Genomic DNA, 22,582 nt, shown 5'->3' on the forward strand with positions numbered 1-22,582 from the left:
GGTGGGACATCGGAGCCTTCAACAGAGGATGGCCTGACGCTCGCGCCCTCTCTGCGAGGCGATCCGGGGCAGCCTTTGCGCGGCGATCCGGGGCAGCGCTCCGGCGAGGGGCGCGCGGACGCGGCTTCCCCGCCTTCAGCGCAGGAGCTCGCGGTCGCGCTGCACGAGGTCTCCAATGCGCTCACCGTCATCGTGGGCTGCATCGAGCGGGCCCAGGGCGAGCAGCAAGGCCCCGAGCTGAGCCGCGCGCTCGGCGTCGCCGCCTCCCGTGCGCGCGACGCGCGCCGCCTGATCCGGCGGGCCATCGGCGCCGACGCCGAGGGGCGTCCTGCCGGCGACGACGGGGTCGCGTCGAGGCCGCTCGCGGAGCCGGTGCGCCTGCTCGGTGATGTCATCGACGACGCCGTGACCGGTCTGGATCCCGAGGCGCGCCGCGCGGCGATAGCGCTCCGCGCGTTGCTCGATCCTGCGGTCGCGCGGACCGCCGTGAGCAACGGCGCCGCGGTGGTGCAGATCTTGACCAACCTGCTGCTCAACGCGGTGGCGCTCTCGCCGCGCGGCTCTGCGGTGCGCGTGGACGCGAGGCTCGACGGCGCGTCGGTGATCGTGGGTGTCGCCGATCAGGGGCCGGGCGTCCCGCCGTCGCGCCGCGCGACGCTGCTGAGCTCCGGCGTCTCGACGCGGCCGGGCGGTGCTGGCATCGGCCTGCGCCACTCGGCTGCGCTGGCCAGCGCTTCCGGCGGCGCGCTCGCGCTTGTTCCGTCGGAGGAGGGCGCCCGCTTCGAGCTGCGCTGGCCGATCGAGGGCTCTCTGCCCGCCGACGGGGCGTCGCACGGCGTGGCCGAGGTCGAGGAGAGCCCGCCGGTGCCGCGGAGCACGACGTCGCCGGTGTCGGGCGCGGTCCTCGACGGCATCAGGATCCTGGTGGTCGAGGACGACGACGCGGTGGTGGACCTGCTCGACACGGCGCTCACGGCGCGCGGCGCGAGCCTGGTCAGCGTGCAGAGCGCGAGCGAGCTCCCTGGCGCGCTCGCCTCGGGCCCTTTTCAGGCAGCGCTGCTCGACATCTCTCCGATCGAGCAGGACGTCCTTGGCACCGTCTCCGCCGTGCGCAGCGCCAATCCTGACGTGCGGCTCGTGGTCATGTCCGGCAGCGCGGGAGCCGCGCCTCTCCCGGCCAACAGCGGCGTTTCCTGGGTCCGCAAGCCGTTCGAGATCCGCGAGATCGTCGAGGCGCTCGTCCGCTGAAGAGCCCGCGCGCTCCTGCCGCGCGGCGCAAGCGCGCAACGACGCGCAACGACGGACGGTCAGCCGCGGTCGCGAGGCCGGCGTACGCGCCGTGCGCCGCGTGACGCGGGGAACGCGCACTGGCGCGACTCCGAGAGGATTAGCTTGACTTCCCTGGCCAGCTGGGTAGGTTCCGTCCCACAACGCGCTCGCGAAGGTGGCGGAATTGGCAGACGCACTAGCTTGAGGTGCTAGCGGGTAACACCGTGGGGGTTCAAGTCCCCCCCTTCGCACTGTCTTCTGAATCGATCGATCATCCGACCAGCACCAGAGCGAGCCAGGGAGCTCATCCTCACTCCCTCCCTCGCACCTCAAGCCTACGCAGCCGCTGACTGAACCTCGCGAGCCACACTGGACCGCGAGCTCTTGACGAGCGGATTTGCCTGCGTGCTTCGGGCGCAAATGCACGTCGTACGCACACGCGCTGTCGAGCGTGTAGGGCGCGCTGCCCCCATGCGCGCCGCTCAAGGTGTCATTTCACAACCAGTGAGCCGTCTCGCAGCCTGATCCCTTGAAGGACCTCGCCCAGACGCCGTGAGCATTTCCGGCTCGCCCTCCGCGCCCTCGCGAGCCGCTCGTACCGTCCGCTGAGCCGCTCGTGCTGGCGCCCCCTCGCCGCCGCCCGTCGAGCCGCTCGCGCCCGCCCACCGGCCGCTCGCGCCCGCCCACCGGCTGCTCGCGCCCGCCCACCGGTCGCTCGCGCCCGCCCGCCGGCCGCTCGCGCCCGCCCGCCGGCCGGCGCGCAGCAGCCCGCTCAGCTCGCCAGGGGCAGCGAGAAGTGGATCGTCGTCCCGTGGCCCAGGCTGCTCTCGACCGCCACGGTCCCATGGTGCGCCTCGACGATGCCGCGCGCGATGTACAGGCCCAGCCCTGCTCCTGTGCGCGACTCCTGCGACGCCTTCCAGTACCGATCGAAGAGGTGCGGCTGATGCTCGGGCGGGATGCCCGGGCCGGTGTCCGCCACCGAGAAGCGCGCCAGATCGGCCACGCGGCAGAGCGACACGCTCACGACGCCGCCCTTCGGCGTGAACTTCAGCGCGTTGCCGAGCAGGTTCGAGAACACCTGCAGCACGCGATCCCGATCCGCGAGGACCTCCAGGCCCGCGTCGAGCGGCCCCTGCGTCACCCGGCAGCCCTTCGCCTCGGCGAGCGACGCCGCGGCCTCGAGCGCCTCGCGCACGAGCGCGCCGCCCCGCTCCACCCTCGGCGACACGACGAGCCGCCCCGCCTCGATGCGCGACGCATCGAGCAGATCCTCGATCAGCCGCGTCATGCGCTGGATCCCGCGGTCCATGCGATCGACGAGCTGCACGGCGTCGTCCTCCTCGCCGTCCTTGCGCTGGAGCAGATCGCTCCGCAGCAGCGACGCCGTGATCGCGATCGTGTTGAGCGGGTTCCGGAGGTCGTGCGACACAATCGCCAGGAGGTCGTCCCGGGCCCGCGTCGCGGCCTGCGCCTCGTTGTACAGCCGCGCGTTCTCGAGGGCGACGGACGCCGACTGCGCCAGCTGCGTGAGCAGCACCTCGTCGCTCTCCACGAACGGGCCGTCGCGCCGGTCGAGGAGCTGGACGCTCCCGATGCACTGGCCGTCCCGACCGCGCAGCGGCGCCGCGACCAGCGAGCGCGGGTGCAGCTCCGCCGGCGCGCGCGAGAGCACGTCGGCGCACGTGGGATCGCTCGCGATCTCGTCGTCGGTCAACCGGACGCTCGTGCTCCTCCGCTCGATCAGGCCGAGCGCGATGTCGCGGATACCGTCGCGATCCTCCCGCGCCGCGTACTCCTCGGAGAGCGAGACGCCCGTCATCGACCGCTGCGTCACGCCCCGCGCGGCCAGCCGCGCGACCGCCACGTTCGCGTCGAGCAGCGCCCGCGCCTCGTCGGTCGTGCGCTGGATCAGCTCGTTCAGCGAGAGCGACCTGTGGATACGCAGCGTCGCCTCGGTGAGCTGGGCGAGCTGGTTCGCGTGGCGAGAGAGCGCCCTGCGCGCCTCGTCCTCGCGGCGCTCGGCCTCGTTCAGCCTGAGCACGTAGCGCAGGCTCTGCACCAGCCGCTCGGGCGTCAGCAGGTTCTTCGGCACGTAGTCCGCCGCGCCCCGCTTCATCAGATCGACCGCCAGCGACTCGTCTCCCTGCCCGGTCAGCATGATGAACGGCGCCGTGAGCTTCGCCTTGCGCGCCGCCTCGATCACCGCGAGCCCGTCGCCCCCGGGCAGGTAGAAGTCGAGGAGCACACAGTCGATCTGCTGCTCGTAAAGCACCGCGAGCGCCGAATCGACGGAGTCGGCCTCCCTGATCTCGGCGTCGACGCGGCCGCTCCGCAGCGCTCGCAGGATCGCGATCCGATCGACCGTGTCGTCGTCGACGACCAGGAGACGAACCGACCTATGGCTCAAGGCATCTCCACGAGAGTCCAGTACCGGTTCAGTGCCGTCATCAGCTCGACGAAGCTCAGGAAAGTCACCGGCTTGAGCAGGTACCCAGCGACGTTCAGGTCGTATGCGTCCACCTTGTCCCGATCGTCGTTCGAGGTCGTCAGCACCACGACGGGCGTCGCCCTCAGCGTCGCGTCGGCCCGGAGCTCGCGGAGAAACTCGATGCCGTTCATCCTGGGCATGTTCAGGTCGAGCAGGACGAGCCGCCGATCCCTGGGCACCTGGGTGCCGCGCAGCAGATCCAGCCCCTCGACGCCGTCGCCCGCCACCCAGAGCGGGTTCGTGATCTTGCCCCTCTCGAACGCCCTCCGGACGTTCATCACGTCGACGGTGTCGTCCTCGACCAGGATAATATTCAGGATTTTACCGTCCATCCTCGTCCTCGCTCAGGGGCAAAACGCTGGCCCGTCGATAGCATACGAGAGCAACGCTGCACATGACGCCGGGCGATGTGCGACGGAGCTGGTGGCCGGCTCACTTGTTTCCGGGGACGGAGACACCGCATACGGCCTGCTTCGCAAGGGAGCCGGGTCGCGGCACGCTCGGCTCTCCGAGCGCTCCGTTCCCGACGCGGCCCGTGCCGGTTCGCTCACGTTAGCGTGGCTCAGCAGTGCCGGGAAGAGTCGAGTGGTGGCCAGGGTGGGTCCGGGTGCCCAAGACGGTCCTCGGCCGGCGCGCACGCGCTTTCCGAGGGCCGCGGTCGCGCCGAGCCGAGCGGTAGCGTCCCGCGCCCGGCGGCGGCGCTGCGACCAGGGCCGCCCGAGCGGCCGCGCCCGGCAGGCTACGGCCAGCTACCGCGGTTGCCCGCGCGGCCGACGAGGTGCGCCACCGCGGTGACCAGGCTGTTCGGCTCGATGGGCTTGGCCAGGTGCATCTGGAAGCCGGCGGCGATCGCCTGACGGCGGTCCTCCATGCGCGTGTACGCGGTCAGCGCGAGCGCCGGGATGCCGCTCACGGCGACCTCGGTCCCCATCGCGCGCAGCCGCCTCATCATCGCGTAACCGTCCTCGCCCGGCATGCCGATGTCGCTCACGAGCACGTCGAACTCGCCCTCTCGGAGCGCCTCGAGCGCCGCGCCGGCCGAGGCCGCCTCGCGCACCGTCGCGCCCGCCCGCACGAAGATGATGCCGAGCAGCTCGCGGGCGTCGGTCTCGTCATCGACGACGAGGACGCGGATGCCCTCGAGCACGCGGCGCGCGGAGCCCCCAGGCGAGTCGCTGCCCCGGCGCTGCGGGGACGGCAGCGCCGTGTGAGCCTCGGCGCGGACCGGGAGCCGGACCCGGAAGCGCGCGCCCTTGCCCTCCCCGTCGCTCTCGGCGTCCACGGTGCCGCCCTGCGCTTCGGCCAGGTGCCGCACGATCGCGAGGCCGAGCCCCAGCCCGCCGTGGGCCCTCGTCATCCCCCCGTCCGCCTGCCGGAACCGCTCGAAAAGGAACGGCAGGAAGCTCTTCGGGATGCCCTCGCCGTTGTCCTCGACCTCGACCTCGAGCAGGGCGTCGACGCGCCGGGCTCCGACCCGGACGTGGCCCCCCGAGGGCGTGAATTTCACCGCGTTCGTGAGCAGGTTCCACACGATCTGCTGGAGCCGATCGGCGTCGCCGAGGAAGATGCCCACGTCGTCGACGACCCAGGCGTTGACCGTCACCCCCTTGGCCAGCGCGGCCGGGCGCACCAGGTCGAGCGCCGTGGCGAGCACCTGCCGCACGTCGACCGGATCGGTCCGGAGCTGGAGCTTCCCCGCGATGATCGTCGAGGCGTCGAGGACGTCCTCGATGAGCTGCGACTGCGCCTTCGCGTTGCGCTCTATCGTGGCGAGGCCCCGCTCGAGCGACTCGGCGTCCACCTCGCCCGTCCGGAGGATCCGCGCCCAGCCCAGGATCGACTGGAGCGGCGTCCTGAGCTCGTGCGACACGGTCGCGAGGAACTCGTCCTTGAGACGGTTCAGCTGCTCGGCGTGCTGGCGCGCGCGCTGCTCCTGCTCGAGGAGCTGGACGCGCTCGGCCTCGGTGCGCTTCTGCTCGGTGATGTCGTGGAACGAGAGGCCCACGCCGTCGCCCAGCGCCACCGCGATGGCCCGGAACGTCTGCGGAGCGCCCTCGTGCGCGCAGAAGAGCTCGACCCGGGCAGCCTCCCCGGTCTCCACGACGCGCGCGTACGTGGCGAAGGCGCTCGCGAGCGAGCTGCCCGGCATCTCGACCGACAGCCGCTTGCCCTCGAGGTCCTTGCCCCGGCCGCCCACGATGGGTCCAGTGGCCGGGTTCACGTACACCCACTCGAAATCAGAGATCGCCCCGGATGGGTCGCGCACGCTGCGCAGGATCATGAACCCGTCGGGCGACGCCTCCTGGACGGTGCGGAACCGCGCCTCGCTCGCCCGCAGCGCCTGCTCGATCGACTTGCGCTCCGTGATGTCCGTCGCCGTGCAGGTGATGCCGATGATCTCGCCGGCGTCGTCCGTCAGCGGCTCGATCGAGATGTCGAGGTGCTGCGTGCGCCCGGCGGTGTGCAGCGCGATCTCGCGCCGCTGGCCGACCCCGCTGGAGAGCACCTCGCGCTTCACCCGGTCGAGCGACCTCGCCGCCTCCGGGTCCTCCAGCACCTCCGCGTCGGTCTTCCCGAGCACCTCGCGCTCCGACTTGCCGAACGAGTTGTGCATCCACGTGTAGCGGAGCTCCCGATCCTGGTTGAACACCATGACCGGCGACCCCCGGAGCGCCTTGCGGAACCGCTCCTCGTTCACGCGGAGCGCCTGCTCCGCGCGCAGGCGCTGGGCGACGCTCTGCTGGAGCTCGAGCGCGAGGCGCTCCGCCTTCCTCCGCGCGCCGATCTGCTCGGTCACCTCGAACGCCGTGACCATCACGCCCTCGACGGCGCCGCTCACGTCGCAGACCGGCTTGCACAGGACGTTGTAGATCCGCTCCACCAGCTCGCCGGTCCAGTGCGCGATTCGCACCGGGATCTCGTTGGCGACGCTCGGCTTTCCGCTCGCCATGACGGACTCGAGCTGCGCGTGCAGCACCTGCCCGCGGAGCTCCGGGACGGCCTCGACGAGCGGCTTGCCGAGCAGATCGTCGCGGCCGACCATCTGACAGAAGAGCGGGTTCGCGAGCTCGAACACGAGGCCGGCGCCCTGGAGGAGGCAGATCGGCGCCGGCGCCTGGGCGAGGAGCGAGCCGCTCTTGCCGCGCTCGAGCTCGGTGCGCTTGCGCTCGGCGTCGAGCGCCTCCAGCTGGAGCCGGGTGTGCTCGCTGACCGCCCTGGCGATGCCGGCGTCCACGCGCTCCGACAGCGCCTCGACGTCGCTCAGCTTCGGCGTGATCCCCGACTCCTGGACCTCGCGGAGGATGGATCGCCGCAGGACGCCGTACTCCCGGACCATCACGTCCAGGTCGAACCCGTTCTCCCAGCGCATCTCGCCGTGCTCGCGTGCGGCCTCGTCGCTGGCGCGCGTCGAAGAGCCGTTCTCCAGGCTGGTGGCCACCTCGTCCAGGAAGCTCGGCAGCGAGTTGATGAGCAGGGGCTTCGGCATGTCTCGTGCCGCCGAGCTTCGCCTGCGCAGCTCGCCGACGAACCGCTCGATGATGGCCTCGCGGCGGGTCCTGATGAGCGTGGGGAGAGGCATCGTCATGTTCGGGTCGTTCGCGACGTGAGCTCCAGGTCGGCGGACATCGCCTTCAGGAGCCTGGGCAGCGACCGGCGAGCGACCCTGGTCGACCTGGGCCGCGGCTGGGATCATCGAGCACGACATATTCGGCGAGCTGGCCGAACGCCACAAGACGCCTCGCCAGCGCAGCCCGCGCGCGCCCACGGGCAGCGGCCAGCCGACCGGCGGCCGTACGGGACAGCCGCCCCCGTCCCTCCGCCGAGCTCGACCTCGACACCGGTGTTGTGTTGAGCCCGACTTCCCTCCTGCGCGCACAGGGGTGAGCGCCAGCAAACGTTGTGCCGAGCTCGTCCGCCAGGTCGCGAGAGCGCTGTGCGACGCAGGACGTCACGAACGAGGCAATTTGCCGCAGCTTCTGCGCCTTCATGTGCCGCACGACCGCGCCGGAAACGATCGAGCGCGACCGAGGAGCCGAGCCGCGTTCGTCACCAGGGGACCTCGGCGGCACGGCGGCTGCAATGAACGCAACAACGCTGGTTCGAAACGCTGGAACACCAGTTCACCCAATTAGGAGGTTACCATGCTCAGTTGGAGTGTTGCGTTCTTTATCGTCGCCATCATCGCTGCCATCTTCGGCTTTGGCGGCATCGCCGCGAGCGCCGCCTCGGTGGCGAAGCTGCTCTTCGTCATCTTCCTCGTGCTGGCGGTCGTCTCGCTCGCGCTTGGCCGTCGCGTCCGGGTCTGACGCGCTCCACTCCGATCCTCACGCGCCGCATGGGCCCTTGTCCCACAAGAGCCCACGCAGCCGCGAGCGGCCTGACACACCAGGTCGCCTCCCCGCGCGCCTCAGCGCGCCGTCCCCTCTTCACCTCTCCAGCATCCCTGAATCCCGGTACGAGCGGCGCCAGGCGTCGAAGGGGGTTATCCCCGTCGACTCCAGCTCTGCACGAGCCTCGTCCGCTCTGCCGGTGGCGCATTGCGTTGTTGCTTGTGGGCGCTGCGTCATCGCCGGGGCCTTCGCGCGTGGTTGCACGTGCTCGAGGGCCACGATCGAGGCGATTTGTCTCGAAAGACCGAGCGGTCTCCGCCGCTTCTGCATGGCACGCCTGTCGCAATACGGGGCGATGACCCCATCCAGGGCGCCGAGAGGCCCATCCCGGAGAGCTGCGATGGGGCTTTCGTGTCGCGCCCGGCGATCGCCCGGGCGAGGTCGAGCCTCAACCGCAACCGTAGGAGATCATCATGCTGACCGTCCGTACGTTCCTTCCCATCGCCATCGTCATGAGCGTCTGCGCGGGCTGCGAGTCCCCCACGGACGCGCAGGCCAAGGCCGAGCGCGCGCAGCAGGAGGCGCAGCAGAAGGCGGCGGAGGTCGCCAATGAGCTCGACAAGAAGGTCGCCGAGATCGACCAGCGCGCGGAGCGGGAGACCGACAAGGCGCTCCGGGAGGCCGCGCAGAAGCTCAACAACGCTGCCGTCGACGCCCAGGAGAAGACCGTCGAGGCGCAGGCGGAGCTCTCGAAGGCGCGAGAGGACGTGCGCGCGTCCACGACGCGCAAGATCGAGGACCTCGAGAAGGATGTCGCCGAGCTCCGCACCAAGGCCGAGAAGAAGATGTCGAAGGTCGAGGTCGACAGGCTCGTGAAGGAGCTCCAGGACAAGTCGGAGGCGGTCCGCAGGAGCCTGCGCGACCTCGACGCGGCGACGAGCACGAACCTCGACGAGGTGAAGAAGGGCGTCGACCAGCGCGTGGAGGAGCTCGATCGCGCGATCCAGGACGCGAAGCGGCGCGTCTGATGCAAGACCCGCAATCTTGACCCAGAGAGCTCAACATCAGGAGGATACGATGGAGAATCAGAAGGCTTCTCAGCAGAATCAGTCCGCGGACGTCGAGGGCGAGGGCAACCACACGGCAGATCGGCGCTACCGCGAAGGCGTGGAGAGGTCGGTGAAGGGCGGCAAGATCGAAGAGCACGCGGAGGAGGCTGCCAGCGCCCTGGACGGCCCCGAAGGGGACGAGCTGCGTGAAGCCCAGGAGGCGACGCGGCACGGTCGGCCCAGCTGACCCGGCGAGCCAGCGATGATCCGAGAGCTCCGCTGCAAGTCGTGTAGCCGCAGGTACATCTTCGTGTCGACGGCGGCGACGCCCTGCCGGGCCTGCGGCTCGGCCCTCGACGAGATGGAGCTGGAGCGCGGCGTCTACGAGCTCGCCGCGAACGATGCGCCGAGCGCCACCTCCTCCGCGTCGTCGAGCCCGGCGGACACCATGGTCCCCGAGGATCTCGGTTATGGGGAGTCCCACGGGTACGGGCCCGGCCACGGCGGCCCAACCGGCCCCGGCGACGCGCCCGCGACGAACCCTTGAGTCCAGACGGGGGCGAGGACGCTCCCCCGGGCGCCGGGGCGGGTGACGGTCGGATGGACCAGGAAGGCGAATAGACGAGAGAAAGGTCGAGGATCCTCTCGTCTATCCGCCTTCCTGTGCGCTCTTCCTGAGCCGATGGGACAGGCGCCGGGGCACCGGGTGCGGCCGCGGCCACGGAAGGTTGTTCCGTGCGCCGTGGTCGCACCCCATGTTCCACGGAGCCGCCCTGGAACGATGTCGTCCGGGACGCGCGCGCTGCGTGCGCGGAGCGCTGCACGGGCCGTTTTCTGTCGAGCGCCGGAGCGAGCGCCGAGGGCGCGCGCTGTACGTGTCGGGAGAGAGGAGGAACAGGCCCGCGCCGGCCGTCAGGCCGCCGTCGCGGTGCGCTCTGCGGCGTGGCCCGCGCCGTGGGTGCGGCGGGAGTGGGCGATGAGGGCCTCGAAGAGCTCCAGCATCTGCTGGCCGAGCCGCTCGTTTGCGTCGTCCGTCAGCTCCGCCTCCATCCGGGGCAGGAGCTCCCGCTCCTCTTCGTGGACGTGGTGCATCACCAGGTCCCTCAGCGCGCCGAGCTTGGCCCTGAAGCTCGGATCCTCCGGCGCCGTGTTCACGACGCGCCGGATCTCGAAGCGCGCGACCGTGTGCTCCTCGCACGCCCCGCCCACCAGATCCGGCTCGATGGCGAGCAGCTCCGGGAAGAGCACCACCTGCTCGGCGAGCATGTGGGCGAGCAGGTGCTTCGTGAGCTCGTCCGTCACCCGCCGTACATCGCCGATGCCGGAGAGGGCCAGATTGAACAGCCTCTCGGCTTCGCGGTGTTGCCCCTTCAAGAGCTGTGTCGCCTTCATGCATTCTTCTCCCGGAGAACGAGGGTGATGTTGAGGAGATCGAGATCGACGAGGAGCCTTGTTGTTCTCGCTGGAGGCCCTGCTCACGGGGCCTCGAGGTGCGCGGAGCGCCGCAGCGGCTCGCCGCGGGGGCCATCGAGCGAGACGGTGACCGCGCCGCCGCCGAGCAGCTCGCGCAGGGTCCAGGGGACACCGGACTCAGCAATCAGCAGGCATATCTCGTCCTGCTCCCCGCTCAGCCGCCCCCCCTTCTCCATCAGGACAGCCTGAAGCAACGGTCGTGCCGGACGGTCTTATTCCGGGGTTGAACAGGCCAGGATCCGGAATCTGGAATATCGATGGGGAATTTCGCCTCTCGAGAAGGATCGCGGACGGACTCGGCAGCTTCGTATGCCCGGAGTGATCAAACCAACAGCGGCACACGGCATCCATCGCGCAATCTCGCCGTAACAGGGGCCTGCCTGCCCATCTGGTCCCGCCCGCGAGCGGCGCGCCGCTCAGCCACCGCGTCTTCCCTTCTGCCGTCCTCGGCCGGCATCGCGCCACGTCGGTCCTGTCCTCGCGCGCTGGTGCTCCTCGACGACCGGTCCCAGGCTCGATCGCGCGCGCTCGTCCGGCGCCGCGTCGCCGTCGCGCTGCCTCCGGCACCGCCGCGGCCAGGGCCGCGCGAGCACAAGACATTTTTGTTCTCGGTGATCACCTCGGCGCGGCGTCACCACCGCCTGACTCACCCAGCCGCTGCGCGTCGGGCCCGCAATGTGCATCACGCGCTTGGGTGCTGTAACTCTGTGGAAATCCAGGCTGCTCGTAAGCTCGCCTGGCATGAAAAGTCCCCGTGGAAGCTGTCGCTCCGCTGGAGACTGGTCGCTGGAGCGACCCGGCGCGGCACGGAAATCCCCGGCGCCTACATGGCTGAGGCAGGAACGCGCACCTGTGGCGAAACGTCACGTGAGATAACCTCAAGGATGAGAGCGGCCCGGGCTTGATGGCGCGGTGTCTCCGTGGCACGTTCCCTGCAACTGCAGGCAGCGGTCGACCTATAGAGCTGCCGGGGAAGGACACGCGATGAGCGGCAGGATACTCGTCGTCGATGACGACGAAGCGACGTGCGATCTGGTCGAAGCCCTCCTCAAGAGGCAGGAATTCTCCGTGGCGGCGCGCACCTCGGCCAAGAGCGCGCTCGAGCTGGTGAGCGAGGACGATTTCGACGTCGTGCTGACCGACGTCGGCATGAGCGAGATGAGCGGCCTCGAGCTCTGCGAGCGCATCCTCGGCGCCCGGCCCGACATGCTCGTGATCGTCATGACGGCGCTCGGGAGCATGGAGACCGCGATCTCGTCGATGCGCGCCGGGGCGTTCGACTTCGTCACGAAGCCGCTCGACTCGAACCTCCTCGGCCTGACGGTCTCGCGCGCCGTCCAGCACCGGCGCCTCCGGTCCGAGGTGAAGCGCCTACGCGAGGCGGCCCACGACGTCCAGCAGACCAAGGGGCTCGTCGGGCGAAGCCCCGCGATGAAGCGCGTCTACGACCTGATCGGCCGCGTGGCGCGGAGCGACGCCTCGGTCCTCGTCCACGGCGAGACCGGCACCGGCAAGGAGCTCATCGCGCGGGCGATCCACGAGGCCAGCGGCCGGCCCGGCCCCTTCGTGGCCGTCAACTGCGCCGCCGTGCCCCAGGCGCTGCTCGAGAGCGAGCTGTTCGGCCACGCGCGCGGCGCCTTCACCGACGCGAAGACCCAGCGTACCGGCCTGTTCCTCGAGGCGAGCGGCGGCACCATCTTCCTCGACGAGATCGGCGAGATGCCGCTCGAGGTCCAGCCGAAGCTGCTCCGCGCCCTCCAGGAGCGGAAGGTGCGGCCCGTGGGCTCGAACGCCGAGATCCCGTTCGACGCGCGCATCGTGACGGCGACGAACCGGGACCTCGAGACCGAGGTGTACGAGAAGCGGTTCCGCGAGGACCTCTACTACCGCGTCAACGTCGTGAAGATCGACCTGCCGCCCCTGCGCGAGCGCGGGACCGACGTGCTCCACCTAGCGATGCACTTCCTCGAGAAGTTCTCGTCGCGCAGCGGCAAGGGCGTGCTCTCGCTCTCGACCGCGGCCGCGGAGAAGCTCACCGCGTACAACTGGCCGGGCAACGTGCGCGAGCTCGAGAACAGCATCGAGCGCGCCGTGGCGCTCGCCCGCTTCGAGCAGATCACGGTCGAGGACCTGCCGGACAAGGTCCAGGCCTACCGGCCCGACCGCTTCGTCGTCGCCGTCGACGAGCCCGCGGAGATCATGACGATGGACGAGCTCGAGAAGCGCTACATCAAGCGCGTGCTCGCGCTCGTCGGCGGCAACAAGTCGCGCGCCGCCCAGATGCTCGGGTTCGACCGGCGCACGCTCTACCGCAAGCTGGAGCGCTACGGCGAGCAGGATGGTTCGGGCGGGGACGAAGGCCCAGACAAGGACAAGGCTGCCTCTCCCCCAGGCTCGGCGAGCTCTTCGCTGAGCTGAGAGAGGCGAGGTAAGGCGTAAGGAATGACGGAAAAGGCGCTGCCCGAGTCGGTCTACAAGCTATTCGCTCGCACGGGACACGACGTCCGCGGGCCGGCCGGCGTGGTGGCCGGAGCCCTCGACGAGCTGGAGCGCGCCCTCGGGGGCGAGACCACCGCGCGGAACGTGGCGTTCTTCACGATGGCGCGGCGAGGCGTGCGCCGCCTCTTGCGCCTCGCCGACCGCTACACCGCCGCGTCGGAGCTGGCGCGGCAGCTCGACACGCCGGTGCAGTCGCTCGACCTCGAGGCGCTCGTCCGCCAGGCCGTGTCGGAGGCGTCGTTCGTCTATGGCCGGCGGCAGGTGTCGGTGGCGCTCGACCTCGCGCCGCTGCGCGGCTTCGCGCACCCGGCGTCGATGACGGCCGCGCTCGCGGACGCGCTCATGCTGGCCCTGCGCGCCGCGCGCGCGCGGGTCGCCGTGGAGCTCGCGTCGCACGGCGACAAGGCGCGCGTGGTGCTCACGAGCGACTCGGACACGGCGTCGGTGGAGGAGCTCTTCCAGGCCGCGCTCTCGCCGGACTCGGACCCGCTCGACGAGGGCGCGCTGCCCGTCCGCGTCATCGACGGCGTGCTCAAGGCGCACGGCGGCGCGGCGCGGGTCGAGCGCGTGGGCGCGGAGACGCGCATCACCCTGGAGTGGCCTCTCAACGAGGCAGACCGCAAGGCAGGTGCTCGATGAGCGCGGATCTCCCCCTCGTCCTCGTGCTCGACGACGACGACGACACGTCGACGCTGCTCGGCATGGCGCTCCGCCGCCGTGGTTTCCGCGTGGTCGTGGCGCGCTCGTGCGAGGAGGGGCGCGCGCGCCTCGCCGACAACCCGATCGACGCGCTGGTGACGGACGTGTCGCTCCCGGATGGCAGCGGCATCGAGCTCGTCGCGTCGCTCGCGACGAAGCCGCGGGCGACCATCGTGGTGAGCGGCTTCGGCGGCGACGACGACCGCGAGAAGAGCCGGATGGCCGGGGCGCACGCGCACCTGGTCAAGCCGGTCGACGTGACCCGCCTGGTGTCCACGCTCAACGAGATGCTCGGCCGGCCGAGCTGAGCGGCAACACCCTGCCGCCCCTTTCGGGGGGCCGGCGTCGGCGCGCGCGCCGCCTTCACGGCGCGGCGCGCTTCACTTGTCCACGGACGCGTAGAACGAGACGCCGCGCCGGTTCTCGTCGAGGCGCAGCGGGTGTTGCAGCGCCGGCAAGGCCCGCTGGGCGCAGTCGAGGCGCTCGCACGTCCGGCATGTCACGCCGACCGGCACGGCCGCGCCGATGTTGTCGAGGTCGATCCCGTCGGCGTAGACGAGCTCGCGGGCGTAGCGCACGTCGCAGCCCATGCCGATCGACTGGACCGTGTGGGGGACGTGGTAGCCGCCGCGGTCGCTGCGCACCGTGCGCGCGATGCAGAAGTAGACGGCGCCGTCGGGCATCTGCGAGAGCTGGATCCGGATCATGCCGGGGGTCATCAGCGCGGCGTGCACGTTCCAGCGGGGGCACGCGCCGCTGAAGCGGGCGAAGCGGATGCCCGAGCCGCTGAAGCGCTTCGAGATGTTCCCCGCGATGTCGATGCGGACCATGTGCATCGGCACCCCCTCGGCGCCGGGGCGGCGCAGCGTCGTCAGCCGGTGGCACACCTGCTCGAAGCTCGTGCCGAAGCGGTGCGCGAGCAGCTCGATGTCGTAGCGCTCGGCGCGCGCCGCCTCGAGGAACGGCTGGTACGGCATGAGGATCGCGGCGGCGAAGTAGTTGGCCAGCGCGACGCGGGCGAGCGCGCGGGACTCCGGGGTCGTGAGGTTCTCGTCGCGCAGGATGCGGTCGATGGCCGCCGTCTGCGTGAGCAGGCCGAGCTGGTGCGCGAGCTGGAACCGGCGGCTCCGGGGCGGCAGCACCTCGGAGATGCTGAGCACGCGCCGGTCCGGGTCGTAGCGCCGCATCGCCTGGCGCTCGTCCGCGACCCGCACGATGCGCACCTCGATGCCGCGCGTCGCGTGGAGATACCGGACGAGTCCGCGGTAGACGTCGTCGCCGTCGAGCTCCGCCTCCCGCCAGAGCGCCTCGGCGCCCTCCTCGAGCTCCGGGAAGTGGTTCATCCGACGCTGGATGAGGTCGCTCACCTCCTCCGAGGGCAGGCGCGAGTTGTCGACGGCGACGAACCCGTCGCCGGCCAGCCGCTCTCCCAGGGTGTCCAGCGATTCTCGGGTCGTCGCGTAGGTGCGGTACAGCGTGAGCACCGCGCGCGCGACGTTCGGGGAGGCCGCCACGAGCTCGCGCAGGTCCGCGTTCGTCAATCCGTGGCTCTCGAAGATGGGGTCGCCGAACACCTCGTGGAGGTCGGCTGTGAGCCGGACATCCTCTTCGGAGCCGAAGTTCTGGAGATCCAGCTGGAATATCTGGGCGAGCCGGATGAGGAGCGGCGCCGTCAACGGACGGCGGTTGTTCTCTATCAAGTTCAGATAGCTCGCCGACACGCCGAGGCGCTCCGCCAGATCGACCTGCGTCATCTGCTCGCGGCGCCGGAGCGCCCGGACCTTGGCCCCGAGAAGCGGTGCATCAGCCATAGAAACCCTCCCGAACGTAGCTGAGCTTACTGAACCTGCGGCCAGGCGCGGCAGCTCGCCACCGCAGAAATTTACAATAGTTTACACGTTGACAGAGTGTAAAGGCCTTTCATCCACAACCTTATCCGCCTGCATTTCAAAGGGAAGTTGACGCTGAAACGGCATCGACAAACATAGCTTCATTGTAACGACGCGCAGCGTTGCAGGAGGTGCGGATGAGCCAGAACCACGAGACGTCGAACCTCAGCCTGCTCGCTCCCCGGGTCGCGGGCGACGAGTCTGTCCTCACGCCTGATGCCCTTCGCTTTCTTGCCAGTCTGGGGCGGAAGTTCGCCGACCGGGTGCCGGGGCTGCTCGCTCGCCGGCGTGAGGTGCAGGCGCGGCTCGACGCGGGAGAGCGGTTCGATTTCCTCCAGGAAACGCGGGATGTGCGCGAGGGGGACTGGACGGTGGCGCCGCTGCCGGCGGACCTGCTCGACCGGCGCGTGGAGATCACCGGCCCTGTCGATCCCAAGATGATCATCAACGCGCTGAACTCCGGCGCGAACATGTTCATGGCGGACTTCGAGGACGCCACGTCGCCCACGTGGAAGAACCTCATCGAGGGGCAGGCGGCGCTGCGGCTGGCCGCGCGGCGCGAGCTCCGCCACGAGGACGCGGCCACGGGCAAGCGCTACGCCCTCGGCGACAGGCTGGCCACCCTGCTCGTGCGCCCGCGCGGCTGGCACCTCTGGGAGAAGCACGTCGAGCTCGACGGAAAGCCATTGCCGGGCGGGCTCTTCGATTTTGGACTTTTCTTCTTCCACAACGCCCGTGAGCTCGTTCGCCGCGGTACCGGGCCTTACTTCTACCTGCCGAAGATGGAGAGTCACCTGGAGGCGCGGCTCTGGAACGACATCTTCCTCTTCGCGCAGGAAGCGCTCGGGCTGCCCGCCGGCACGATCAAGGCGACGGTCCTCATCGAGACGCTCCCCGCGGCGTTCGAGATGAACGAGATCCTCCACGAGCTCCGGCAGCACTCGGCCGGGCTCAACTGCGGTCGCTGGGATTACATCTTCAGCTTCATCAAGAAGCTCCGGAACGACCCGGCGTGCGTGATGCCGGACCGGTCGCTGGTGACGATGGAGCAGCGCTTCCTGCGCTCGTACACCCAGCTCCTCGTGAAGACCTGCCACCGCCGCGGCGTGCACGCGATGGGCGGCATGGCGGCGCAGATCCCGATCAAGAGCGACCCGGACGCGAACCGCGCGGCGCTCGAGAAGGTGCGCGCCGACAAGCTGCGCGAGGTGAAGGACGGACACGACGGCACCTGGGTCGCGCACCCGGGGCTCGTGCCGCTCGCGCGCGAGGTGTTCGACGCGCACATGCCCGGGCCGAACCAGATCGAGCGCAGGCGCGAGGACGTCCGCGTGACGGCGGCCGACCTCTTGCAAGTCCCGCCCGGCGCGCGCACCGAGGCCGGCCTCCGCCACAACATCCGGGTCGGGGTCCAGTACCTCGAGGCGTGGATCAGCGGCCTCGGCTGCGTCCCGCTCTACAACCTGATGGAGGATGCGGCCACCGCGGAGATCTCCCGCACCCAGGTCTGGCAATGGATCCGCCACAGGGCGACGCTCGACGACGGCAAGCCCCTCACCGAGGAGCGCTTCCGCGCGGCGGTCGACGGCGAGATGGCCGCGCTCCGCGGCGCGCTCGGCGAGGCGCGCTTCGACGGCGGCCGCTTCGGCGAGGCGCGCGAGCTGTTCGAGCGGCTGTCGATGGGAGACACCTTCGAGGAGTTCCTCACGCTCCCTGCTTACGAGCTCCTGATCACGAGGGCCAGGGAACAGCGCTCGTGACGCTCAGCTCACTTGATTTGAAGTCAACACAGCGGCTGCTGCCGCCCGTCACCCCAACACGCTAGGAGCCCAGTCATGTCCGCTGCTTTCCCGCTGAACACGCCGATCTCCGCCGATTCGTTGCACGCGACGCCGGGCGACGTCGCCCCCGGCCGATGGAGCGGGGTCGTCCGCCCGTACTCCGAGGCCGACGTCGCGCGCCTCCGCGGCACCGTCCGCATCGACTACACGCTCGCGACCCTCGGGGCCAAGCGGCTCTGGAACCTGATGCACAGCGAGCCTTACGTGGCCGCGCTCGGCGCGCTCACCGGCAACCAGGCGATGCAGCAGGTCCGGGCCGGGCTCAAGGCGATCTACCTGAGCGGGTGGCAGGTTGCGGCCGACAACAACGAGGCCGGCACCATGTACCCCGACCAGAGCCTCTATCCGGCGAACAGCGTGCCGACGCTCGTGCGCCGCATCAACCAGGCGCTCCTCCGCGCCGACCAGATCGAGAACGCCGAGGGCAAGGCGGGGCGCTACTGGCTCGCGCCGATCATGGCCGACGCGGAGGCCGGCTTCGGAGGGCCGCTGAACGCGTTCGAGCTGATGAAGGCCATGATCGAGGCGGGCGCCGCGGGCGTGCACTTCGAGGACCAGCTCGCCTCCGAGAAGAAGTGCGGGCACATGGGCGGCAAGGTCCTCGTCCCGACCAGCCAGTTCATCCGCACCCTCGTCGCGGCCCGGCTCGCCAGCGACGTCATGGGCGTGCCGACGGTCCTCGTCGCCCGCACGGACGCCGACAGCGCCAAGCTGATCACCTCCGACGTCGATCCGCGCGACCGGCCGTTCGTCACCGGGGAGCGCACGCCCGAGGGCTTCTACGTGCTGAAGGGCGGCCTCGAGGCGGCCATCGCGCGCGGGCTCGCGTACGCGCCCTACGCCGACCTCGTCTGGTGCGAGACGTCGACGCCGGACCTCGACCAGGCCCGGCGCTTCGCGGAGGGGATCCACAAGCAGTTCCCGGGCAAGCTGCTCGCCTACAACTGTTCTCCGTCGTTCAACTGGAAGAAGCACCTCGACGACGCGACCATCGCGCGCTTCCAGCGCGAGCTCGGCGCGATGGGGTACAAGTTCCAGTTCGTCACCCTCGCCGGGTTCCACGCGCTCAACCACAGCATGTTCGAGCTCGCCAGGCAGTACCAGCGCCGCGGCATGTCCGCGTACTCCGAGCTCCAGCAGGCCGAGTTCGCCGGCGAGCAGTTCGGCTACAGCGCCACGCGGCACCAGCGCGAGGTCGGGACGGGCTACTTCGACGAGGTCGCCCAGGTGATCTCGGGCGGCGCGGCGTCCACGCTCGCCCTCCACGAGTCGACCGAGGCCGCCCAGTTCTGAGCGCCGGCGCGGCGCGACGGCCGCGCCCGTCCGCGGCGCGCGCATCGCTGGCCGCGCCCGTCCCGCGGCGCGGCCGCGCTGCCCGCCGTCGGCGCGCGCTCCACGGCCGCGCGCTCAGCTGCCGCGCCGCCCGCGCCGCCCGCGCCGCCCCCGCCCGGTCCAGCCCGCCCTCGCTGCGTCACCCCTGCTCCGCCCCGCGCGCTGCGCCCCGTCCCGAGGGGAGCGCGACCCCGACGCGACCCCGCCAGAGGAGCGCCTGGGGCCGCGCGGGCGCCTCTCCGCGGTGGTCCAGGGGGGGCCGTTCGAGTAGGCTCCGCTCGGGCGGCCGCGCCCGATCCGAGGTGAAAAGAGCTGTGACAACGCAGAGCCAGAGACCGAGCGACGCCGAGAGCGGCGCCGCCGCGTCCAATTTCATCCGCAACATCATCGCCGAAGACCTCGCCGCGGGGAGGCACACGCGGGTCGTGACCCGGTTCCCGCCCGAGCCGAACGGCTATCTCCACATCGGACATGCGAAGTCCATCCTGCTCAATTTCGGGCTGGCGACCGAGTTCGGCGGCGTGTGCCACATGCGCTTCGACGACACGAACCCGGCGGCCGAGGACATGGAGTACGTGGAGTCCATCCAGCGGGACGTGCGCTGGCTCGGCGGCGACTGGGGCGACAAGCTGTTCTTCGCGTCGGACTATTTCGAGCGGCTGTACGCGTTCGCGGTGGAGCTCATCCGGAAGGGCAAGGCGTACGTCTGCAGCCTCAGCGAGGCGGAGACCCGCGAGCTCCGCGGCACCGTCACCGAGCCCGGGCGAGACAGCCCCTACCGGAACAGGTCCGTCGAGGAGAACCTGGACCTCTTCGCCCGCATGAGAGCAGGGGAGTTCCCGGAGGGCGCGCACGTGCTCCGGGCCAAGATCGACATGGCCGCTCCCAACATGAAGATGCGCGATCCGCCGATCTACCGCATCAAGCGCGCGCGCCATTACCGCACCGGCGACGCCTGGTGCGTCTACCCGCTGTACGACTTCGCGCACAGCCTCTCGGACGCGATCGAGGGGATCACCCACTCGATCTGCACGCTGGAGTTCGAGAACAACCGGGAGCTCTACGACTGGATCATCGAGAGCCTGGACGTCCCGTCCCGCCCCCGACAGTACGAGTTCGCGCGCCTCAACCTGAACTACACGGTGATGAGCAAGCGCAAGCTGCTCGCGCTCGTGAAGGGCGGGCACGTGAAGGGCTGGGACGACCCGCGCATGCCCACGATCGCCGGCCTCCGGCGCCGCGGGGTGACGCCCGAGTCCATCCGCGCCTTCTGCGAGGAGATCGGCGTCGCGAAGACGAACAGCATGGTCGAGTTCGCGAAGTTCGAGTCGTGCGTCCGCGACGACCTGAACCTCCGCGCCCCGCGCGTCATGGCGGTGCTGCGCCCCCTGCGCGTCGTCCTCGAGAACTACCCGGAGGGGCAGGTCGAGGAGATCGACGCGCCCTACTGGCCCGAGGACGTGCCCAGGCAGGGCTCCCGGAAGGTGCCCCTCTCCCGGGTGATCTACATCGAGCGCGACGACTTCCTCGAGGACCCGCCCAAGAAGTGGTTCCGGCTCGCGCCCGGGCAGCAGGTGCGGCTCCGCTACGCCGGGTTCATCACCTGTCGAGAGGTGGTGAGAGACCATGCTACAGGGGAGGTGGTCGAGCTCCGCTGCACCTACGATCGCCCCACGAAGAGCGGTGAGGCGCCGGACGGCCGCAAGCCGAAGGGGACGCTGCACTGGGTCTCGGCCGCCCACGCGCTCGCCGTCGAGGTGCGGTTGTACGACAGGCTCTTCGCGTCCGAGCGGCCAGACGCGGTCGATGAGGGCAAAGATTTTCTGGATAACTTGAATCCTGGTTCGCTGGTCGCCCTGACCGGATGCCGGGTGGAGCCGAGTCTCTCCACGGTGGAAAAGGGCAGCCATGTCCAGTTCGAGCGCCAGGGGTTCTTCTTCGTGGATCCGGTCGATTCCGCGGCCGGCGCGCCGGTCTTCAACCGCACGGTCGCGCTGAAGGACTCGTGGTCGAAGCTCTCCGGGGAGAAGCCCGCTCCGGCGGCGGCGCCCGAGAGCGCGGCCGCGAAGCCGCAGCCCCCGCGGCCGAAGGCCGAGCGCGCGCCGTTCGAGGAGCGGCTCGCGCGGCTCGAGCCGGCGCGCGCCGACAAGGCCAGACACCTCATCGAGGCGCGGGGAATACCCGGCGACGACGCCGTGGTGCTGGCCGAGGACGACGACCTGCTCCGGCTCTTCGAGGACGCTGTATCCGTCCACGATAACGCGAGGAGCGCCGCCAACTGGGTGATCCATTCGCTCTCGCGCGAGCTGAAGGACAGCAAGACAGGCGACCTGCCCTTCTCAGGTGCGCAGCTCGGCGAGCTCCTGGCGCTGATCGATGACGGGACCATTTCCGGGAAGATAGCGAAAGATGTCCTGGCTGAGATGGTGCAGCAGGGCGGTAGCCCGCGTGCGATCGTGGAACGAAGAGGGCTCCGGCAGGTCGCCGACGAAGGCGCCCTGGAGCGCATCGTCGACCAGGTCGTCGCCGGCCATCCGGGCGAGGTTTCCCGCTTCCGCGCGGGCAACACGAAGCTGATCGGGTTCTTCGTCGGCCAGGTCATGAAGGCCTCGGGCGGCAAGGCGAACCCGGACCTGGTCAATTCGCTGTTGACCAGGAAACTGGCGTAAATCTCCCACCCACACGCTGTTTCGCTTCCCCCCCGACTCGGGGTGCGCGCGAGTGCTGCGCTCTGCGGGGGCCCGCGCCCGGCACCTGACTACGTGATGCGTGCCATGGCAGTGTGGAGAAACATGTCCAGCAAAATGTCTATAAAAAAATTGAACACGAGAGCGGCAATGGTGTAGATGAAATTAGGACTATGGAATCTGCACGCCAGATCGCTCTCATCGTCTGCGTGGCTGTGTCGTCCTCGCAGGCCGCTTGTGTCGTGTCTACCGAGCTCGATGGTGATGATGAGGTGGTGGCGGAGGTCCAGCAGGAGGTCGTCGTTTACAACGCACTGACCCGCAACGCGCTGACCCGCAACGCGCTGACCCGCAACGCGCTGACCCGCAACGCGCTGACCCGCAACGCGCTGACCCGCAACGCCCTCATGGGCAACTCGTTCACGAGCGATGCGCTCCGTGACCCCGAGTCGAGGGAGCTCCTCAGCTTCATCGTGAGCTGCGCTCTCCCCGAGGACGAAAGCTTCGATGTGGACGTCGACGGCAGGTCCTACCGCTTCGACGGCGAGCTCGGCCTCGCGCCCGAGTGGGGCAAGCGCAACGGCTCGTGTGGTGAAAAGTGCCAGGAGTGGGTCTCGAGCTGCCTGCTCGCCCGCGTGAACTACCTGGGCGAGCACGTCACCATCTCGATCCGCGGGAAGAACGACGCGCTGTCGTCCACGAGGCGTGAGCGCGACAGGTTCGACGTGGAGGAGGCGGCCTACTACGGCAACGTCTTCCTGGAGACGCAGCGCCGCTTCGCGTGCCTCGCGCCCGGGGAGAGGTCGATCCCGCGCGTCTGCGGCCGCTCGCTCGACGACTGCGTGGTCGACGTTGTGGGCGATTGTGACGACGTGTGCGACGGGCCGCGGTCCGACGGCAGCTACTCGAACTGCCGCGACCGCGAGCCCCTCATCGAGCTGCCCTGCGGCACCCGCATCTTCCCGCCCCGGACCGATCGCTACAACAACGCCGTGACCGTGTTCCTCGAGTAGCATCGGGCA

General features: G+C 70.0%; 18 protein-coding genes and 1 tRNA gene. 13 read left to right on the forward strand and 6 right to left on the reverse strand.

Translation table 11 applies throughout. The features are described 5' to 3' along the window. Positions 1-75 precede the first annotated feature (75 nt). Both WME85_RS50925 and WME85_RS50930 read left to right on the forward strand, forming a co-directional pair. Positions 76-1,248, forward strand: a complete 1,173-nt coding sequence (locus tag WME85_RS50925; RefSeq protein ID WP_437832816.1) for an ATP-binding protein — start codon at positions 76-78, stop codon at positions 1,246-1,248. A 190-nt stretch (positions 1,249-1,438) separates the two neighbouring features. Next, a tRNA-Leu gene (locus WME85_RS50930) sits at positions 1,439-1,520 on the forward strand. A 521-nt stretch (positions 1,521-2,041) separates the two neighbouring features. On the opposite strand, the gene WME85_RS50935 is transcribed toward WME85_RS50930, so the two are convergent. The 3 genes from WME85_RS50935 to WME85_RS50945 form a co-directional block, all read right to left on the reverse strand. Further along, entirely contained in the window at positions 2,042-3,679 is a 1,638-nt protein-coding gene (locus WME85_RS50935) for an ATP-binding protein (protein ID WP_437832818.1), read from the reverse strand. Beyond that, positions 3,676-4,092 (reverse strand): response regulator, encoded by a 417-nt coding sequence (locus WME85_RS50940; protein WP_437306313.1) that lies wholly within the window; start codon positions 4,090-4,092, stop codon positions 3,676-3,678. The genes WME85_RS50935 and WME85_RS50940 overlap by 4 nt, the downstream gene beginning before the upstream one ends. A 407-nt stretch (positions 4,093-4,499) precedes the next feature. Next, positions 4,500-7,346, reverse strand: coding sequence for a PAS domain-containing protein (locus WME85_RS50945; protein ID WP_437832820.1), 2,847 nt, complete (start codon positions 7,344-7,346; stop codon positions 4,500-4,502). Positions 7,347-7,902: 556 nt separating this feature from the next. Between WME85_RS50945 and WME85_RS50950 the strand changes: the two genes are divergently transcribed. From WME85_RS50950 to WME85_RS50965, 4 genes are all read left to right on the forward strand, one after another. Beyond that, on the forward strand, positions 7,903-8,067 hold the full coding sequence (locus WME85_RS50950; RefSeq protein WP_437506030.1) for a DUF1328 domain-containing protein: 165 nt from the start codon (positions 7,903-7,905) through the stop codon (positions 8,065-8,067). Between the two features lie 497 nt (positions 8,068-8,564). Further along, the gene (locus tag WME85_RS50955; protein WP_437832821.1) at positions 8,565-9,119 is read left to right on the forward strand and encodes a hypothetical protein; all 555 of its coding nucleotides are present in this window, start codon (positions 8,565-8,567) and stop codon (positions 9,117-9,119) included. 49 nt (positions 9,120-9,168) lie between these two features. Further along, positions 9,169-9,387, forward strand: coding sequence for a hypothetical protein (locus WME85_RS50960; RefSeq protein ID WP_437832822.1), 219 nt, complete (start codon positions 9,169-9,171; stop codon positions 9,385-9,387). A gap of 15 nt (positions 9,388-9,402) precedes the next feature. Next, positions 9,403-9,687: a hypothetical protein gene (locus tag WME85_RS50965; RefSeq protein ID WP_437306317.1), complete on the forward strand. Its 285-nt coding sequence runs from the start codon at positions 9,403-9,405 to the stop codon at positions 9,685-9,687. 365 nt (positions 9,688-10,052) lie between these two features. On the opposite strand, the gene WME85_RS50970 is transcribed toward WME85_RS50965, so the two are convergent. Both WME85_RS50970 and WME85_RS50975 read right to left on the reverse strand, forming a co-directional pair. After that, positions 10,053-10,532 carry a hemerythrin domain-containing protein gene (locus tag WME85_RS50970; RefSeq protein WP_437306318.1) on the reverse strand — a complete coding sequence of 160 codons (480 nt, stop codon included), beginning with the start codon at positions 10,530-10,532 and terminating at the stop codon, positions 10,053-10,055. Positions 10,533-10,615: 83 nt separating this feature from the next. Further along, on the reverse strand, positions 10,616-10,789 hold the full coding sequence (locus WME85_RS50975; protein WP_437832824.1) for a hypothetical protein: 174 nt from the start codon (positions 10,787-10,789) through the stop codon (positions 10,616-10,618). Between the two features lie 808 nt (positions 10,790-11,597). Between WME85_RS50975 and WME85_RS50980 the strand changes: the two genes are divergently transcribed. From WME85_RS50980 to WME85_RS50990, 3 genes are read left to right on the forward strand one after another with little or no spacing between them, the layout of a single operon-like run. Further along, positions 11,598-13,031 carry a sigma-54-dependent transcriptional regulator gene (locus WME85_RS50980; RefSeq protein ID WP_437306320.1) on the forward strand — a complete coding sequence of 478 codons (1,434 nt, stop codon included), beginning with the start codon at positions 11,598-11,600 and terminating at the stop codon, positions 13,029-13,031. Positions 13,032-13,055: 24 nt separating this feature from the next. Then, on the forward strand, positions 13,056-13,751 hold the full coding sequence (locus WME85_RS50985) for a histidine kinase (protein ID WP_437306321.1): 696 nt from the start codon (positions 13,056-13,058) through the stop codon (positions 13,749-13,751). Continuing rightward, the gene (locus WME85_RS50990) at positions 13,748-14,119 is read left to right on the forward strand and encodes a response regulator (RefSeq protein ID WP_437832825.1); all 372 of its coding nucleotides are present in this window, start codon (positions 13,748-13,750) and stop codon (positions 14,117-14,119) included. The genes WME85_RS50985 and WME85_RS50990 overlap by 4 nt, the downstream gene beginning before the upstream one ends. A gap of 72 nt (positions 14,120-14,191) precedes the next feature. Here WME85_RS50990 and WME85_RS50995 read toward each other — a convergent pair whose 3' ends face one another. Next, a complete protein-coding gene (locus WME85_RS50995) occupies positions 14,192-15,622 on the reverse strand; it encodes a helix-turn-helix domain-containing protein (protein WP_437832826.1) in 1,431 nt (476 codons plus the stop codon). A 215-nt stretch (positions 15,623-15,837) separates the two neighbouring features. Here WME85_RS50995 and aceB point away from each other — a divergent pair, with 215 nt between their 5' ends. The 4 genes from aceB to WME85_RS51015 all read left to right on the forward strand — a co-directional run bounded on the left by aceB (position 15,838) and on the right by WME85_RS51015 (position 22,573). Further along, positions 15,838-17,460, forward strand: a complete 1,623-nt coding sequence (gene aceB, locus WME85_RS51000; RefSeq protein ID WP_437832828.1) for a malate synthase A — start codon at positions 15,838-15,840, stop codon at positions 17,458-17,460. Positions 17,461-17,535: 75 nt separating this feature from the next. Further along, positions 17,536-18,834 carry an isocitrate lyase family protein gene (gene aceA / locus WME85_RS51005; RefSeq protein WP_437306325.1) on the forward strand — a complete coding sequence of 433 codons (1,299 nt, stop codon included), beginning with the start codon at positions 17,536-17,538 and terminating at the stop codon, positions 18,832-18,834. A 353-nt stretch (positions 18,835-19,187) separates the two neighbouring features. Continuing rightward, positions 19,188-21,542 carry a glutamine--tRNA ligase/YqeY domain fusion protein gene (locus tag WME85_RS51010; protein WP_437832830.1) on the forward strand — a complete coding sequence of 785 codons (2,355 nt, stop codon included), beginning with the start codon at positions 19,188-19,190 and terminating at the stop codon, positions 21,540-21,542. A gap of 260 nt (positions 21,543-21,802) precedes the next feature. After that, the gene (locus WME85_RS51015; RefSeq protein ID WP_437832831.1) at positions 21,803-22,573 is read left to right on the forward strand and encodes a hypothetical protein; all 771 of its coding nucleotides are present in this window, start codon (positions 21,803-21,805) and stop codon (positions 22,571-22,573) included. Positions 22,574-22,582: the final 9 nt, after the last annotated feature.

This window comes from Sorangium sp. So ce1153 (genome assembly GCF_051521595.1).
Lineage (GTDB): Bacteria > Myxococcota_A > Polyangia > Polyangiales > Polyangiaceae > Sorangium.